The sequence below is a fragment of the Bacillus cereus group sp. BfR-BA-01383 genome (assembly GCF_022663495.1).
In the GTDB taxonomy this organism is placed as follows: domain Bacteria; phylum Bacillota; class Bacilli; order Bacillales; family Bacillaceae_G; genus Bacillus_A; species Bacillus_A cereus_AU.
This window is the reverse complement of sequence record NZ_JAKUFP010000026.1, coordinates 14,157-31,540: the sequence shown is the minus strand read 5'-3', so window position 1 is coordinate 31,540 and position 17,384 is coordinate 14,157. Positions and strand designations below refer to the sequence as shown.

Below are 17,384 nucleotides of genomic sequence, written 5' to 3'. Positions count from 1 at the left end.
AAGAATAGCTCCTTATACACGATTCAAACTTTTACACATCTTTATTTTATCTGCAACGACTCGTTTCATCTCCACAATAGCATCTGCAAAGTATTTTCGCGGATCGTTTTCTTCTGGATGCGTTTGTAGGTAATTACGTAGTGCCGTTACAAATGCGATTTTTAATTCTGTTGCGATATTCACTTTACAAATGCCCAATCTGATTGTTTCTTGCACTAAACTATCAGATAATCCAGATGCTCCATGAAGTACAAGTGGAATATCAACTTGCTTTTGAATATCTGCTAATCTTTGTAAATCTAACTTTGGTTCTCCTTTATATAAACCATGCGCTGTTCCGATTGCAACTGCTAATGAGTCAATATTCGTGCGCTCTACAAATTCTTTTGCTTGATACGGATCTGTATAGATTGAGTTTTCTACTACTATATTTTCTTCTATTCCTGATAATTGACCTAATTCCGCTTCTACTGTTGCTCCGTATTGTTTTGCATACGAAACAACTTCCTGAACAATCTGAATATTACCTTCAAACGAATGATGTGATGCATCAATCATAACAGAGCGAACCCCTAAATCAATGCAACTTTTAATATCTTCTATATCTTCATGATGATCCAAATGTAGGCTAATTGGTACATCATATCGCGTTCTTGCCGCTTCAATCATATTCACAAGAATTTCTTTTCCCATATACTTTATCGTACCTGGTGTTGCCGCGATAATAACAGGTGATCGTAATTCTACCGCGGTTTCAACTACCGCTTTTAAAGTTTCTAAGTTATGAATATTAAAAGCAGGAACCGCGTATCCACATTCTTGTGCATTTCTTAATATAAATTGAGTTGAAACAAGCATATTCTCAAACCCTTTCCATTTTCTTTTTATATTTCATTTCTCCTCTAACAACTGTTCCGATAAGCTCTAAATCGTCTGTTAATATAAGAAAATCTGCTCTTTTTCCTGGTGCGATGCTCCCAATTTCTTTGTCAGCCCCAATACTTTTGGCAGGGCTAAGTGATCCCATATGAACACTTTCCCATAACGATGCATTTGTCCATTTCTTGATATTCTTCACACCATCAATAAATCGAAGTGTGCTCCCTGCTAAAGATCCTGTTTCTGTTCGAGCAACTCCATCTTTTACATGAACAGCAAATTCTCCTAAATGATATATGCCGTCTCCTAATAAGCCCGCTCGCATGCAATCACTAACTAGACAAGTTTTATCGTATCCTTTACATTTATACAAAATATTCACTGCACTTGGATGTACATGATGTCCGTCTGCAATGATTTCACTGTACACATGTTCAGTAGAAAGTGCGGCTCCAACAACGCCAGGTTCACGATGATGTAGCCCCTTCATTCCATTAAACGTATGCACAAAGATTGTCGCTCCTGCTTGAATTGCTTCCTGGCATACTTCATAGTTCGCATCTGTATGACCAATTGCCACGCGAATATTATTTTTTACCGCTTGCTGTATAAAGGCGATGGCACCTTCTCTTTCTGGTGCCATTGCAATTTTTCTAACTGTTCCTTCTGATTCAGCAATCCACTCTTCTAGCAACTCAATCGTTGGGTTAATAAAATATTTTGGATTTTGCGCACCTTTATAGGCTTCAGTAAAACAAGGCCCTTCCAGAAAAGCTCCAATAATAGTTGCTCCTGCAACTCCCTTTCTTTTTGCATGAGCTATATTTTGTAAAGCCTTTGTCGTATTTTCTAAAGAATCAGTTAATGTTGTAGGCAAAAAACTCGTAACACCATTTTCCAATAACTGAATAGAAATATTGTTTAACGATTCATATGTACAATCCATTACATCGTGTCCCGCTAAACCATGAATATGTGTATCAACAAATCCCGGAGCAATAATACTCCCTTCAAAATCCATTACCATTGCTCCGTCTACTATTTCTTCAACATGTTTTAGAAAGTAGCCATTTACAATATGTAAATACCCACTTTCACGTACCCCATCTTCGAGTAAATACATTGATGCTTTGACATAATAATTCATACATTTCTATTCCTTTCCTTTATAGGGATGTACGGTTACACCTTGAACGACACGATTTACACTTCCGCTTGGACAAGGATTATCTGGAGTAATGCCTAATGCAATAGATTTATATAATGCTAAAATTTGACCATATAATATATAAATAAACGTAATATATATATCATCCTTCAAATCGTTTCCGTCATTGCATAAAAATGTATTGCAATACTGCCTTGCTTCCTGGCTATCTTGATGCGTAATGACAATAATATCGTTTCTATCTTTCTCCTGATAAATTTCTCGTAATAAATCAATATCATACTTTTTTGTATACTCATCATTAGATAAAAACAATACAACAGCTGTATCTTCATCTAAAATTGATTTTGGTCCATGTCTAAACCCAAGCGGCGTGTCAAACATAACGGGAATGCGGCCAGCCGTTAACTCTAAAAATTTTAGTGCAGCCTCCCTAGAAAGGCCTTCGAATACGCCTGATCCTAAAAATACAATTTTATGAAATTCTTTTTCTGCAATTTGCTTCATTTCCCGTTCTTGCTTTTCGATTACCTTCTTTCCTAGCTGAACAATATCCGTAATGCTAGATTGTAAAAGAGGGATTTCATTATAGTTACATAATAAAAGTGCTGTTAACATCATAGAGGTAAAACTGCCTGTCATCGCAAATCCTCGATCATTTGCCTCCTTTGGCATATACATTACGAAAGCATTCTCTTTATGTTGAAATTGTTTCGCTAAATTCCCTTCTTCATTACAAGTTAAAATAATATGGTAAACGGAATGAATCATTTGTTCTGCTAGCTCCACTGCCGCTACACTTTCTGGACTATTACCAGAGCGAGCAAACGATACTAAAATTGTTGGGATATTTGGTTGTAAATAATAATAAGGACTTGAAACGATATTTGTTGTTGGAATGCTTTCAATCTGCATTTTCTTTACATCTACTATTCTTTTTATATATGGAACGAGTGTATCTCCAACAAAAGCTGATGTTCCAGCCCCAGTAAAAATAATTCGTACTTGCTCATGCCTTCTTGAAATATTGGAAAAAAACGCTGTAATTTCATGATGATTACTTTGAACATTCGAATATACTTGTTCCCAAAGATCTGGCTGCTGTGCAATCTCTTTCGCGGTAAAACACGCTCCATATGTTTCTCTTATTTTTTCATTTGCATGTAATAACATGTGCAAACCCCCTTAACATAATTTCATATCTTATAACGTCATCATTACCAGTTGAATTACAATAAGTATAATGATACTTATTGTAATTCAACTGTGTAAGTAAATTTATCCCCTCTAGCAATCGTCTCTGTGTATTCCATTATATTTTCTTTTGCATATGCGATTCGCTCTAATAATAGAGATGGATCATTCACTTGAATTTGCAGCCATTTTGCATGATCTTCATTTGCTGCAATTGCTTTAAAATTTTCTACTGCTCGCGTAATATGAACTTGATATTTTGTACGAAAAATTTCGTACATTGGTGTCTCTTCTAGCTCTGTCCTCGTTAAATACGGAAAAAACTTTACTGGAATATACGACGTTTCAAACAACATTGGTTCTTTATCAGCTAACCTTAGTCTTGTAATTTGATAGACTTCTTCTTCAAACTCAAGCTTCATAATTTTCGCTACTTTCTTGTCGCAATTCATCATAGTAAAGGATACTACTTTTGATGATGGCACTTTCCCAAACTTTTTCATTTCTTCTGTGAAACTATAAAAATGAACAAGACTTTGATTAAATACACGAGGTGAGACGAAACTTCCTTTTCCATGCTTTTTATAAATGTATCCTTCTTTCTCTAACTCTTGCATTGTCTGTCTTACTGTTGTTCTGCTTACATCATGAATCTCACATAACTCACGCTCTGACGGAAGCTTATCATGTTCTTGTAATTTCCCAGTTTCAATTAACTCTACAATAATATCCAGCAGTTGATAATATAGTGGTGTTCGATTATCTTTTTCAATCATATTTTACTCCCTCATCCATAAAATTGTTATAATCATTTTATGGCTATTATAACGAATGGAAATAGGAACTACTACCACTTTCTCATATTGAAATGAAAAGTGGTTCTCCATCAGTTAAAATTCTTTTCACCTATATTTCCCCATTTTGAGGTGACTCTTACGATACAGGTTAAATTCCTTACTTCACTTGTTTCATTGTTTTCTGCAATTCTGTTACATATTGTTTCACCTGTTATTCTTGATTTTTCAGCAGCAAAAGCAATTAAATGACTATTTGCCGAAATCATTGCAGACGTTAAGCTTTCTTCATATTTAAGTTTCATTTTTTGCTTCCAGCTTCGACTGTAACCAACTGTTTTTTTTCTAACTGAACAAATGGGCTGTAGGAATGAATCACAACATGATCCGGCACTAAACCTTCTTCATCAAAAATAACAATTTCATTTTGCTCTTTCAGTAAGGATGCTGGAATCTTATAATCCTCCTGTGGTCCAATGTTCCAGTACCTTCCTAAACATTGGCCGTTTACCCAAAAACATCCTTTGCTCAACTGATTCAAACGAACCTTTACAATAGAGCCATTGTCAGGGTTCCAGGTAAAACTACTTTTATGCCAGCGGGGATTAATAGTTTGTTGATCACTATTATTAATAATCTTCCATTCCCTTACCTCGTGTTGCTGGGCAAATGCTTTCGTTTTCCATCCAGAAATTTGCTCCTTTTCATTAAACAAATAAAGGTCGAAACGACGAATACTAGTAATATTCTGAACATCTAAATCCAAAACATTTTCCCCTTGCTTTAAGGCAGCACTTATATCCGCAACTCCATAAACAGCACTGTTTCTTGACCAACCCGTTTGACATTCCATCAAGATTTTACCCTTTTCACCATTTACCGTAACACGCGAAACGCCTTCACCAACGAGAAACGCTCGATCATAACCCTCATTCTCGAAGGTTCTTAAAAAGGCGATACGCTCTTCAATCCTTGGTATTTGCGATAAATGATGTTGAACCCCACAGCCTTCAACCTGCCATTCTCCTCGTAAGGATAGATATTTTCCGTTAAGTGCTGGCGGCTCACTAATGCCCTTCGGTTCCCCTACCACCTGAGAATAGTTGAAGCGTCCCATATTCTGAACGAGGCATGTTAACGTATTTTTCCCTTTTTTCACTGGAACCTCAATTTCAGCAGCCCCAAGCTTGCTAAGCTTCCCGACAAATTGCTGATTACAGAAAACCATGACTGGATCCTCGATGCGAGGAAAGACAACCGTCGTAGTTTGCGTTTCTTCTGTATCAAATTCACTTTCATAGCCTAAATAGCCGCTAAACTGTCCAAAACTACTGAAATCAAGCGGTTTTTCTGCCTCTTTCACCTTTCCTGTTAAAAAAGAAAGAGGTTCATCTGCCGTTTCCCATGATAATTTATTTAGTGCAGTATCCTTTTCAAGCTTAGGAACAATGACATCCAGCGATGTTCTTGTGACAACTTCAATAGAATAGCTGGAGCCATCTTTAAATAAAAGCTTTATTGTTTGTGATTGACTTCCATGAAATAAATGAAAAGCAATACTGTCGTCTTCTAACTCTTCGAATCGATTTGGTGTTGGACAATGAATTTCTGCCTTTTGGTCAAGCTGTAAAACTAAAGTAGAACGTTGCCCATTTTCGTGATAAATCACCGCATGCCTAGAATCAAAACCTGTTGTCTGTCCCGTTAATGTTTTAATAATAAAATGATTTCCTACCTTAACATTGCGGACAATCGGTAAAACGGCATTGGCTTCAATCGTAAACGGAACAAGTTCATTGCCATGTCTCACATGGGATTGCATTCTTTCATTCCTATTATTCTCAATAAATAGTACTTCGCCATGAGGACTGACAATTCGCTCTGATTTAAGGTCACTTGACAGCTTCACATCAGAAGCAGCTTGTTCTGCATTTGTGAATAGCGGTTCCAGCCATTTGACAAATGAATGGTACCTTTTTAATACTTCATATTTTCTGGTTGGCTGTAAATATTCGTCAATAGCGACATCATAATCATATGTTGTCGTACAAAAAACCTGTTCACTAACTGTTCGTCCGCCCCAATGATCAAAATTCGTGCCACCAAAATACATATAATAATTAATAGTCGTAAATCCATTGCTCAAGAGCTGGTAACACTCACGTTCAAGCTGCTGAGGTGTTTTTTGATTCGCTTTATTTCCACCCCAGTGTTCAAACCAACCAATCCAAAACTCCATGACACCTTTCGGCTGATCGGCAAATCGTTCATCTAAACTCTCAGCGGCACGGTTGGCACCCGACCAAAAATTGCGGAACTCCACAGCACCATCGACTGCTCCATAGCATGTAACGAATGGTACTTCGATGCCTCTTATCTTCATTCCATCCCGCAAATATTCCATATATTGCTTATCAGGTTTACCGTAAGCTTGGAATTCATTTTCAATCTGAACCATGATAACTGAACCATTTTTCGTTAATTGATACTCATCAATAATTGAAATAACCTGATCAAAATATTGATCTACATAGTGTAAAAAACTAGACTGTGCCGAACGATATTGAATATCCTTTTTCGTAGAGAGCCACCACGGAAATCCGCCAAAATCCCATTCTGCACAAATATATGGACCAGGTCTTGCAATAACATATAATCCTTTATCAGCGCATAATTGAAGAAAATGCGCTAAATCTTTATCGCCAGAGAAATCCCATTCGCCTTCCTTCATCTCATGGAAATTCCACGGAATATAGGTTTCAATTGTATTACATCCCCCAGCTTTTGCTTTTTCTAAAACATCATCCCACTCAGCCCTTGGAAGACGGAAGTAGTGGATGGTAGCAGATAAAATGAAGATTCTCTTATTATGAATCTTCCAACTTTTCTTATCATAAGTTATCATGATTTCCCTCCAAAATTGTCATGTCCCAAAATTCTTGATAACAGTTTTATAACTTAGTAGCAAACAGAACTTCTACCAGCATGTTAATTGGATATCGCTAATAACGAAAAATGTAAATATTGGTTTTTCTATATTTGTTAGAGTCTCTTTAAACTCCCTTGGTCTGGTTTTCAGATGGTAATGTTTTTTTATGAAAGAACGGATTCAAACCGGACAATTTAAAGTTGGAAGTCTCTCTCACTTTATTCTCCATCGTATAAAATATATTCATTGACACCCACATAGTAAAAAAGGCCACAACACTAACGCTAAAAAATGGAATTAAACCTGGAACCCACAAAAACAACCTAAATAAAATATAGTAACCGAAAGCTAATAGTATCGTATGGAACGGGAAGGATATTCCTAATAATAAGGACATTGTCAAGTATTGCTGCAGTTTAAATTCAAAATGAACAAAAACAGGGATAACATATAATAGTAGGATTAAAAAAAGAATACTAAGCGTGATAATGAAAATAAATAATAATAGATGCATGAGCCCGTTGGTAAATCGAATAACGGAAAAATTTAGATAGATCAGGAACCCAATGGAAAACAAAGCAAAGCCTATGGTGTTCGCTTTCCAAAACTCTTTTCGGAAAGTAATCCAATAAATTTCAACTAATGAACGGAGTTGTTCGTTTCCCATCCGCCATTTCCTTATGACTGTAAATAACCCTACAGTTGCCGGCATCAGCCCTAGGATAATGCCCCCCATTAAAGTCAGGGCGATCCAAATGATTTGAAAAATGGCTATTTTCATAACAATTTCCGAAAAATTATAAAACTTCCATATTAGACCATTAGTTTCCATAAACACCATAACCCTCTTCCTAAGAAGGAAACACGTACGGAGAGCCAATATCATCCGTACGGTTCAATCAACTTTTTTATTTTTCCATTCTCTTGTATGCTGCTTCGTAAATTTCTAGATAACGTTTAACGCCCATTTTTTCTAACGTACTTTTATATTCATTCCATTTAGAGAAATCTGCTTTTCCTGTAATAAAGTTTGCTGTCATTTCTTTCAGATACGTATCCATATCGGTTGAAATTGGTGTTAACTCACTCTGTTCTTCTACCGTAAAGTTAAACGCTGGCCAAACATCATCCAATTTAAGCGATAGCGGTTCTGCTTGTTGAGCATTTGCAGTTGTAGCCTCTTTGCTTTCTGCTCCGTTAAAGTATTTTTGTTTAACAAAACCAGGGTAATAACCACCAGGCCATGTTAGGTATTTACTTACTGCTTGGTCTAGCGTTAATCCATCCGGATTCTTTTTAATTTCATTAACATAATCCAATTTACCTGTTGTTGGATCTTTGGTATAAGTCTTACCTTCGAAGCCCATAAAGAACATTTTTGATCCTTCATCACTATAGAAATGATCGATCCACCTTACCGTCGCTTCAGGACTCTTATTCTGATTCGTAATAACAAACATCCCTATGTTTCCTAAAGGTGAACCAACTGCTGTATTTAATCGATCTCCATGAGGGCCTTTTAATACAGGCATTCCTACAAAGCCACTCAGATTTTCTGTCGTCCCAGGATCAACTCCGTTTATGACGCCAAAGGTATTCTTTGAAGCTTTCGCACTAAACTCTTCCGTCTTAAGAGTGAAGATTTCTTTATCAATTAAACCTTTAGTATAAAGCTTGTTTAAATATTGCAGTAGCTCTTTATATCCATCAGCGGTCGGTACATAGCGCATTTTTTTTGTTTTCGGATCTAAGTCAACATTTGGATTCGCAATTCCATGATTATTTAAGCCGAAAGATCCTTTTAAGGAGCTAATAAATTCATCGATTCCATATGCCCCGCCCCAAGGAATTTCGTCTGCTTTTCCATTGCCATTTGGATCACCGTCTTTTATGGCTTGTAATACGGATTCAAATTCATCAAGAGTCGTTGGTTCTTTCAATCCTAATTTATCGAGCCATTCCTTTTTAATCCATGGCGTTCCATAAATGAGCCCCTTGAATTCAGGATCATAAAAAGCCGGAAATCCATAGATTTTCCCATTAGGCATCGTAATTCCTTTTTTCACTAAAGGATATTTTTCCATAATCTTTTTAAAATTCGGAGCGTACTTATCAATTAAGTCATTTAGAGGAATAAATACACCCTGCTGACCAAATTTTATTAAATCCGTCTTCGGCACTGCAGCTGCGAATAGTACATCTGGATACTCACCACTTGCAAGCATGAGATTTCGTTTTTCCTTCAAACTTTGTGTTTGAACAGCATCCCACTTAATATGAATATTAGTCATTTTTTCATATTCTTGCCAAAGCATTAAATTGTTCCAATCCTGTGATTGAAAAAACTTTCCCGCAAAGCCTTCCAACTCAATCTTATCTTTTGCAATGGGCATTCCAGTTTGATTTAAATTAGATATTGTAGATTCCTTTTTATTGTCTTTCTTTTCGGCAGTGGTTTTCTCGTTGGAACATGCGCCTAATACGAGTGAACTTATTAGAACAAACGATAGAATACTAGCTTTTTTCTTTTTATTCTTCATTTCGCAACCCCCTGATTTTATCCTTTAATAGATCCAACCAAAAATCCTTTAACAAAATATCTTTGTAAGAATGGATACAAACTCAACATTGGTAAGTTCGCAAAAATTAAAACCGCATATTTCAGTCCTTCCACACTCATCTGCTGCTTTAAGAAGCTTTCACTCGTTGATTTAACCATATCACTCGTTTGGCTTTGAATAAGAATCTCCCTTAAGATTAATTGAAGTGGAAAAAGTTCTTTATTTTGTAAATAAATTAATGCTGTAAAATAAGAATTCCAGTGTGCAACTGCATAGAATAAAATCATAACGGCAATAACAGGCATAGAAAGAGGCAAAACTATTTTCAGTAGAATTCTAATATTTCCTGCGCCATCAATCATGGCCGCTTCTTGAAGTTCAAGTGGAATGGTCGTTTGGAAAAACGTCCGCATAATAATAATATTAAAAACAGATACGGCATTAGGAATAACCATTACCCAAAAAGTATCAATCATTCCAAGATTTTTGATAAGCAAATAGCTAGGAATTAAACCACCGCTAAAAAACATCGTGAAAACAAATATTCCCATAATCACATTACGGCCAACAAAGTCTGCCCTAGAAAGTGGATATGCTGCCATAATCGTTAATACTACATTAATAGCAGTCCCTACCACCGTATATTTAACCGTATTGAGAAATCCGTTTATAATATCATGATTTGAAAATAATTTTTTGTACGCGTCGAAATTTAACCCCTTTGGCCAAAACCAAATTTCTCCGTTTAACACATGGAGCGGATTGCTAAGCGACGCGCTTATGATAAAGATCAAAGGATAAACAACCAGTAATGCGATGATTGTTAAAAAGAAATAATTGAAAAAATTAAAAACTTTATCGGATGCTGTATTTTCCAATCTAGTTCACCACCTACCATAGACTTGTTTGATTGACTTTTTTAGCAAAGAAATTCACCATTACAAGCATAATGAAATTTATGATTGAGTTGAATAACCCTATTGCAGCAGAAAAGCTGTATTCAGCTTGTTCGATACCGCTACGATAAACAAAGGTAGATATAACGTCTGATGTCGACATGTTTAGGGTATTTTGCATTAAGAAAACTTTTTCAAATCCAACTGACATAACAGATCCTGCATTTAGAATAAATAGAATAATAATCGTTGGCATAATCGTTGGGATATTAATATGCCATATTCTTTGAAATCTCGAAGCACCGTCAATCATTGCTGATTCATGTAAGGAATAATCAACAGCAGTTAAAGCAGAAAGATAAATAATAGAACTCCACCCCATGGTTTGCCATACATCGGAAAACACGTATAATGTTTTAAACCAACTTGGTTCCGACATAAATGCGATTGGTTTTCCACCCACTAGAATAATAATTTGATTGATTAATCCATCCGGCTTTAAAAAAAGGATTAACATCCCGACTACTACTACTGTAGATAAAAAGTGGGGAGCATAAATAATGGTTTGTACGAATTTTTTAAACTTAGAATTTCTTACTTCATTTAGCATGAGGGCAATGATGATTGGAATCGGGAATGCTACTAATAGTGTATAAATACCAATAATCAACGTATTTTTAATAAGTCTCCAAAAATAGTAACTATTAAAAAAACGCTCAAAGTGTTTCATCCCTACCCATGGACTATCCCATATCCCTAGCGTTGCAATAAAATCTTTAAAAGCAATTTGCACGCCGTACATTGGGATATAATGAAACACAATAAAGTAAGCGATTACAGGAGAAATCAATAAATAAAGTTCCCAATTTTTACGGAACGACTTCTGTAAAATTGTCCACTTTGACGAGGACGCTTCTGATTTTTTTTCTAATATGTTAGCGTGTTGCATACGAGTCTCGCTTTGAATAATTTTTTCCAAATTCTCTCCCCCTTCTCATACAGAAGCTGATCACACATACTTGACAGTTGAACCTTGACTGATCTTAATAACCTTTCCACCAGAGCGAATGGACTCAGTCGCTGCACAGCCGACCGCAACACTCATTCTTCCCGCATATGGTGTGGTTAAAGGCTGCTTGTTGTTTAAAACTAGTTCGACAAAGTCTCTGCATATTTTTGGATCCGCACCACCGTGGCTGCCTTGTTCTTTTTTCATGTCATAGGTTATGTCGCTAAGTTCATTCCAGGAGTTTGATTTTCTCGTTTTCACATATACTTTGTCATTTACATCATCATTCTCTACTCTGCCTTTTGTACCGATAAAGGTATAGTTTCTTGAATAATCTGGTGTAAAGTGGCATTGCAAGTAGGAAGCTTTAATTCCGCCTTCAAGTTCCATAATCAACATATTATTGTCCTCAACATCGATTTCTTCCCGGAAAGCGCATTGGGTTAATATGTTCAGACTCGCTTCCGTACAAGTATCCTTTTCATCACAAGTAGGACAGGTTAATGTATTTGGTTTATCTCCACCGTAAAAATCGAGTCCCCCAAAAGCCGAAACCTTTTTTGTATATTTTCCAGTAATCCAATGGATCACATCAAGATCATGAGAACCCTTTTGCAATAAAAGCGAAGTCGTATTTTTAGCTGTTCCATGCCAGTCATGGTAATAATAGTATCCGCCAAATCCGACAAAATGTCTTACCCAAACGGCTTTAAGATCACCGATTACCCCTGAATCAATAATCTCTTTCATTGTTTGGTACATACTCATATAACGCATATTAAAACCAACCATTAAATGCTTTCCAGACTTTTCCGCTTGTTCGATAATCCGGTCACATCCTTCTACTGTGATCGCTAAGGGCTTTTCACAATAGACGTGCTTACCAGCTTGAAGTGCCGCAATCGCATGCTCTTCATGTAAATAATCGGGAGACAAAATGGCAACAGCATCAATATCCGTGTGAGCGAGTAACTCTTTATAATCGGTGGTAATATATGCATGTTGGTTAATTTTTTCTTGAAAGGTTTTCAATCTTTCCATCGAAACATCGGCTGCAGCAACGACAACTGAATTTCCACCTGGGTTATGCCAATACTTTGCAATACCACTCCGAAGTCCTGCACCAATAATCCCAATTCTTACAGTTTTCATTTGATACTTCCTCCTATCCCTTCTTCTTATCCCTGCTACTTTTGATTATTCCTCTTGGTAAACCACCTCCTTAAAGTCTTTTGGAAGTATTTCCTTATTATCATCCAAATGTTTTCTACCTAGTTTTTAAAGATGACGTGTTTGCTTTTTCGCCACCATTAGAACATCCTGCTGCTACAAATAACAATGCTGACAAAAAGAATATAAGCCACTTTTTCATCCCATTTTCACCGGTGCATTTATTACACACTAATGGTTAGTTGAACCAACTAACGATCTTTTACAAAAAGATTTGTATTTTAAACCAAGTATTTCCCCCCCATAAATAAAACGTTTACAAATAAGTGTTTTTATTTGCAAGAAACATTTTTTGTTCTTTCTATCACGCAGATATAATGATGTCACTACCAGTTGAACTAACAAACTATGACTACTATATTTATTATGTATATGACAGATTCAATTATGATATAATGTTGTCATTACCAGTTGTTATGAAGTATACCATCACAACTTTTTCTTCTGCAATATATTTTCTGAATTTTTTAATTTTTTATCACTCAACAAACTTATTCTATATTTATTTTGTAATGCAAACTATGAATTGAATTGCCTATAAAAGAAAAATTTTTTTTATAAAATATATTCTTTCTATTAAAATCGGATTGATGAAGATTAATCATTAATACAAGATAAAGAAATCCTCCCCTCAAGTTTTTAGTTTACCTTGTCCTAACGAATAGCGAAAAATGAAGCCTAATTCATATAAAAGGGAGTGTTCCTATGATTCAAAAATTAAAATCATATTATGGTAAAGATATAAAGATTAATGAAGCCGTGTTGTCTGAGGATTATAGCTGGTTTTTAGTTGAAGAACATAAAGTAGGGATTCGAAAAACTCGATTACATAAAAAGGAACATCTATTGCTTTCATCTATCTTAACACCTATTCATACTGATACATTTTATGAAACAGAAAAAGAAAAATCATGGTATGAAGTATTATATAAAAATAAGAACATCCCTATAGTATCGGTTCGTTTTTTACATTTCTTCACAACGCACCCTATAGTAGAAAGAGAAGAATTTCAATACGCTTTACAGTCTATGTTTTCTTTCACCACTACAACAATATGGGAAACTTCGCAAACTGGCACCCTCATCTTAGAAGAAAATGTACCGGAGTCTGTATTGCAAGCAGCCCTTGATACACTAGAAACAGATTTTTTTATATCTCTATCCTTTTTTATGGGAAGACACTATACACAAACAAATGAAATTTCTCGACTATATCAATGGGAGCGAAATTTATTTTCTGTTCTTTCTCCCTATTTATCGCAAAAAATTATACACATTGAACAACTACTCCCTTATCAATTAATGATCTCATTACCGAAAGAAGAAAGAGAAAAATACACGAATCAATTATTAGCACACATTTCTAATAACAAGGAACTAATAGATAGTGTTAAAGTATTCTTCCAATGTAATTTAAATGTGTCACTTGCAGCTAAACAATTATATTTACATCGTAATACTTTACAATATCGAATTGATAAATTCATTGAAAAGACAGGAATTAATATAAAAACTTTTGAAGGTGCAGTAACAGTTTATATGGCTTTTCTTTCATTGGATATTTCGTAAACTTGCATAAAAACCTCTCATTCTTTTGTGCACCCTGCCAATTTACCTACGCCTTAAATAATCTTATAATTCAATTAATTATAAAGAGGAGTGAGTAATCATGACAGAACTTGTATTAGATCATATTTTTAAAGTTTATGATAATAAAACGACTGCTGTTTCTGATTTTAATTTACATATTGAAGATAAAGAGTTTATCGTATTTGTCGGACCTTCTGGATGTGGAAAATCAACAACTCTACGTATGATTGCAGGTCTAGAAGACATTTCCGATGGTTCGTTTTATATTGATGGAGAACGTATGAATGATGTCGCTCCAAAAGACCGCAACATTGCGATGGTATTTCAAAATTACGCACTATACCCGCATATGACTGTTTATGATAATATCGCGTTTGGCTTGAAACTACGCAAACTTCCAAAAGATGAAATTAATCGCCGAGTAACGGAGGCGGCGAAAATCTTAGGGCTTGAAGATTACTTACAACGAAAACCAAAGGCATTATCAGGTGGACAACGCCAACGGGTTGCACTAGGAAGAGCCATTGTCCGTGACGCAAAAGTATTTTTAATGGACGAGCCTCTATCGAATTTAGACGCAAAATTACGTGTAAGTATGCGTTCAGAAATCTCTAAACTGCATCGCCGTTTAAATACGACCACTATATATGTGACACATGATCAAACAGAAGCAATGACAATGGCATCACGCCTTGTTGTTATGAAAGATGGACTCATCCAGCAAGTGGGTACTCCAAAAGAAGTATATGATAATCCTGAAAACATTTTTGTTGGCGGATTCATTGGTTCTCCAGCTATGAATTTCTTTACTGGAACTTTACAAGATAAATATTTTCATATCGAAAATATTCGCTTCAAAGTACCAGATGGTCTACTAAAAACATTAAACAAACAGGGGTATAATGGAAAAGCAATCATACTCGGTATTCGTCCTGAAGACATTCATGATGAACCAATTGTTCTTCAATCTTCTCCTGAATCCACTGTCGAAATTACAGTAGAAGTTGCTGAATTATTAGGTGCTGAAACGATGGTTCATGGCAAACTTGCGAGCCAAAACTTTATTGCACGAATCAATGCCCGTTCAGAAATTAAAGCTACCGATAAAATTCCGTTAGCTTTTAGTTTAACTAAAGCTCATTTTTTCGATATTGATACAGAGCAACGTATACGTAATAAATAGACATACTTGATTAAAGTATAAACCAGTCTTCTTCCTGATCTTTCTGTACTATTTACCTAAGAAAGGCCAGGAAGATTCTATTTGATATTTTATTTTTTTACAAGTATTATATTTAATCCTTTTCGTTTTCTATTGCTAACACCAGTTCTGGTGCAAAAATAAAATACAAGAGAATAAAGCGCATATATTCCTAACGGAATCGTATCTTATGCTACTAGTCCAAACAATTGATGGATGAATTTTTTCTGGTTTTGGACAGACTGGTCCCGTAAATCAATCTGTTCTTTTTTAATCATATGCATAGCTTCTACTCCAGAAAGAATGGATGTAGCTGTGTCAAAACATTTGAACCCTAGCATAGAACGGATTCGCTTCTTTATAAAGCGATGATCTTGTTCTACTATGTTATTCAAGTATTTTTGTTGTCTAAGTTGCATGCCATCAGGTATGCTTTTCTCTTTTTTCAACTGTTCAATTACTATAGGATAAGCTGGATTCTTATCGACTGTCATAACACGAGGCTGCGAAACATGAAAAGACCGCAAAGCTTTCTTGAAAAAGCGTTTTGCAGTCTTCTGGTCTCTTGTTTTGCCCAGGCAAAAATCGATTGTGTTTCCTTTCGAATCAACAGCACGATACAGGTACATCCATTGACCTTTTACTTTGATATATGTTTCATCGACTCTCCAAGAGTCATTTGTTTGTTTGAGGTGACGTCGGATTCGTTTGTCCAATTCAGGACCATACTGGTGTACCCAACGTATAATCGTTGTATGAGAAATGGATAAACTCCGTTCTTCTAGCATTTCCACCAAATCACGAAAACTGAGGTTGTACCGTAGGTACCATCTTACCGTTAACAAAATAATATCAGGCTGATAATGCCTCCATTTGAATACATTTTCCTTTTCCATACCAATCACGCACCCTTTCTAAAGTAATAGTAACAGTATGTCCAAGATTTATAGATTCATTGCAATTGTCCTTAAGTCTTCGCACCAGAACCTGATTTTTTATTTAATTTTCACCCGATTATACAACTCAAGCAGTTCTTCTACTGGAATACCGTTTATTTTCATACCAGTTATATTACAATTTTCTATCTTAACGTTTTTAAGATTACTATTACTTATTGTACATCCTTCCAAATCAGATTTTTCAAATGAAATAGGTTCCTTTTCCGCTCCAAGATTTGTATTTTTGAATTGAACTCCACCTAATGTCACCAAATTGAATTTACTGCCCGAAAGATTTAAATCTGCATATGAGGAGTTCCTTAAATTTATATTTTTAAACTTTGATTGACTTAAATTACAATTACTCATATTAATATTCATTACATTGCTATAAACAAATGAGCTATCTTTTAAGTTCACTTGATAATACTCTGTATTTGCCATATTACAGTTTTCATATTGCCCATTCTTCATATCATTATTATTAACTAAGTTCTCTTCGCTTGCAGCTGTCTTTACTCTTTTCACATAACAATATTCATCTTCCGTTTGAAAAATTGTTTCAAAGCCCATTTTTTTATAAAAATGGTGATTATTAATTTGTCTACTAGACGTCTCAAGATCCCAAATTCTTACGCTCGGAAACTCTTCTTCAATAAAATCGATAACCTGTGCTCCAATTCCTATTCCTTGATGTTTAGGATCTACAAATATACGATCAATTCTCCCGTAAGACTTACCAGAAATCGTAACTATAATCCCCCCAATAATTTCGTCGTCCATTATCACTTTGAAGTAATCCAGCTCTTCAATCGAATATACAGTCATTTCAACTGAAGAATACCCAGGTGGTTGAATGTTATAATCAATTACATGCTCTTGGTCACACAACCATTGTTTTGCTTCTTCATCAAATGTTCTTTTCATTATTGCTGTTAACTTTTCTGCGTCTAAAATTGCAGCTTTTTCAATAGATATTATCGTCATTTCGCTTT

Annotated in this window: 15 protein-coding genes; 2 read left to right on the top strand and 13 right to left on the bottom strand. The window is 35.4% G+C overall.

Annotation, left to right across the window (positions count from 1 at the left end):
• Window positions 1-12: 12 nt before the first annotated feature.
• From MR065_RS19965 to MR065_RS19915, 11 genes are all read right to left on the bottom strand, one after another.
• A complete protein-coding gene (locus MR065_RS19965; RefSeq protein WP_242214855.1) occupies window positions 13-858 on the bottom strand; it encodes a tagatose-bisphosphate aldolase subunit GatY in 846 nt (281 codons plus the stop codon).
• A gap of 4 nt (window positions 859-862) precedes the next feature.
• Window positions 863-2,026: an N-acetylglucosamine-6-phosphate deacetylase gene (gene nagA / locus MR065_RS19960; protein ID WP_242214854.1), complete on the bottom strand. Its 1,164-nt coding sequence runs from the start codon at window positions 2,024-2,026 to the stop codon at window positions 863-865.
• 6 nt (window positions 2,027-2,032) lie between these two features.
• Window positions 2,033-3,220 carry an SIS domain-containing protein gene (locus MR065_RS19955; protein ID WP_242214853.1) on the bottom strand — a complete coding sequence of 396 codons (1,188 nt, stop codon included), beginning with the start codon at window positions 3,218-3,220 and terminating at the stop codon, window positions 2,033-2,035.
• Between the two features lie 77 nt (window positions 3,221-3,297).
• Complete coding sequence (locus MR065_RS19950; protein WP_098991695.1) at window positions 3,298-4,017, bottom strand: GntR family transcriptional regulator; 720 nt, start codon at window positions 4,015-4,017, stop codon at window positions 3,298-3,300.
• A gap of 110 nt (window positions 4,018-4,127) precedes the next feature.
• A complete protein-coding gene (locus tag MR065_RS19945) occupies window positions 4,128-4,340 on the bottom strand; it encodes a hypothetical protein (RefSeq protein WP_098991696.1) in 213 nt (70 codons plus the stop codon).
• Window positions 4,337-6,940 carry a beta-galactosidase gene (locus MR065_RS19940; protein WP_242214852.1) on the bottom strand — a complete coding sequence of 868 codons (2,604 nt, stop codon included), beginning with the start codon at window positions 6,938-6,940 and terminating at the stop codon, window positions 4,337-4,339. The genes MR065_RS19945 and MR065_RS19940 overlap by 4 nt, the downstream gene beginning before the upstream one ends.
• Before the next feature lie 148 nt (window positions 6,941-7,088).
• Complete coding sequence (locus tag MR065_RS19935; RefSeq protein ID WP_242214851.1) at window positions 7,089-7,796, bottom strand: YesL family protein; 708 nt, start codon at window positions 7,794-7,796, stop codon at window positions 7,089-7,091.
• A 76-nt stretch (window positions 7,797-7,872) separates the two neighbouring features.
• The gene (locus tag MR065_RS19930) at window positions 7,873-9,504 is read right to left on the bottom strand and encodes an extracellular solute-binding protein (RefSeq protein WP_242214850.1); all 1,632 of its coding nucleotides are present in this window, start codon (window positions 9,502-9,504) and stop codon (window positions 7,873-7,875) included.
• Between the two features lie 17 nt (window positions 9,505-9,521).
• Window positions 9,522-10,403, bottom strand: coding sequence for a carbohydrate ABC transporter permease (locus MR065_RS19925; protein ID WP_071719670.1), 882 nt, complete (start codon window positions 10,401-10,403; stop codon window positions 9,522-9,524).
• A gap of 13 nt (window positions 10,404-10,416) precedes the next feature.
• Window positions 10,417-11,400, bottom strand: a complete 984-nt coding sequence (locus MR065_RS19920) for an ABC transporter permease (RefSeq protein WP_242214849.1) — start codon at window positions 11,398-11,400, stop codon at window positions 10,417-10,419.
• A gap of 30 nt (window positions 11,401-11,430) precedes the next feature.
• Window positions 11,431-12,582, bottom strand: coding sequence for a Gfo/Idh/MocA family protein (locus tag MR065_RS19915; protein WP_242214848.1), 1,152 nt, complete (start codon window positions 12,580-12,582; stop codon window positions 11,431-11,433).
• Window positions 12,583-13,365: 783 nt separating this feature from the next.
• Here MR065_RS19915 and MR065_RS19910 point away from each other — a divergent pair.
• Together MR065_RS19910 and MR065_RS19905 are read left to right on the top strand one after the other, a co-directional pair.
• Window positions 13,366-14,229: a PucR family transcriptional regulator gene (locus MR065_RS19910; protein WP_242214847.1), complete on the top strand. Its 864-nt coding sequence runs from the start codon at window positions 13,366-13,368 to the stop codon at window positions 14,227-14,229.
• Window positions 14,230-14,329: 100 nt separating this feature from the next.
• Window positions 14,330-15,433 carry an ABC transporter ATP-binding protein gene (locus MR065_RS19905; RefSeq protein WP_098989191.1) on the top strand — a complete coding sequence of 368 codons (1,104 nt, stop codon included), beginning with the start codon at window positions 14,330-14,332 and terminating at the stop codon, window positions 15,431-15,433.
• Window positions 15,434-15,639: 206 nt separating this feature from the next.
• On the opposite strand, the gene MR065_RS19900 is transcribed toward MR065_RS19905, so the two are convergent.
• Together MR065_RS19900 and MR065_RS19895 are read right to left on the bottom strand one after the other, a co-directional pair.
• The gene (locus MR065_RS19900; RefSeq protein WP_242214846.1) at window positions 15,640-16,347 is read right to left on the bottom strand and encodes an IS6 family transposase; all 708 of its coding nucleotides are present in this window, start codon (window positions 16,345-16,347) and stop codon (window positions 15,640-15,642) included.
• Between the two features lie 99 nt (window positions 16,348-16,446).
• Window positions 16,447-17,376: a GNAT family N-acetyltransferase gene (locus MR065_RS19895; protein WP_242214845.1), complete on the bottom strand. Its 930-nt coding sequence runs from the start codon at window positions 17,374-17,376 to the stop codon at window positions 16,447-16,449.
• Window positions 17,377-17,384: the final 8 nt, after the last annotated feature.

Coding starts and splice junctions, on each gene's coding strand:
- MR065_RS19965 (WP_242214855.1), bottom strand. CDS start 858: ATGCTTGTTTCAACTCAATTTATATTAAGAAATGCACAAGAATGTGGA.
- nagA (WP_242214854.1), bottom strand. CDS start 2,026: ATGAATTATTATGTCAAAGCATCAATGTATTTACTCGAAGATGGGGTA.
- MR065_RS19955 (WP_242214853.1), bottom strand. CDS start 3,220: ATGTTATTACATGCAAATGAAAAAATAAGAGAAACATATGGAGCGTGT.
- MR065_RS19950 (WP_098991695.1), bottom strand. CDS start 4,017: ATGATTGAAAAAGATAATCGAACACCACTATATTATCAACTGCTGGAT.
- MR065_RS19945 (WP_098991696.1), bottom strand. CDS start 4,340: ATGAAACTTAAATATGAAGAAAGCTTAACGTCTGCAATGATTTCGGCA.
- MR065_RS19940 (WP_242214852.1), bottom strand. CDS start 6,940: ATGATAACTTATGATAAGAAAAGTTGGAAGATTCATAATAAGAGAATC.
- MR065_RS19935 (WP_242214851.1), bottom strand. CDS start 7,796: ATGGAAACTAATGGTCTAATATGGAAGTTTTATAATTTTTCGGAAATT.
- MR065_RS19930 (WP_242214850.1), bottom strand. CDS start 9,504: ATGAAGAATAAAAAGAAAAAAGCTAGTATTCTATCGTTTGTTCTAATA.
- MR065_RS19915 (WP_242214848.1), bottom strand. CDS start 12,582: ATGAAAACTGTAAGAATTGGGATTATTGGTGCAGGACTTCGGAGTGGT.
- MR065_RS19910 (WP_242214847.1), top strand. CDS start 13,366: ATGATTCAAAAATTAAAATCATATTATGGTAAAGATATAAAGATTAAT.
- MR065_RS19905 (WP_098989191.1), top strand. CDS start 14,330: ATGACAGAACTTGTATTAGATCATATTTTTAAAGTTTATGATAATAAA.
- MR065_RS19900 (WP_242214846.1), bottom strand. CDS start 16,347: ATGGAAAAGGAAAATGTATTCAAATGGAGGCATTATCAGCCTGATATT.
- MR065_RS19895 (WP_242214845.1), bottom strand. CDS start 17,376: ATGACGATAATATCTATTGAAAAAGCTGCAATTTTAGACGCAGAAAAG.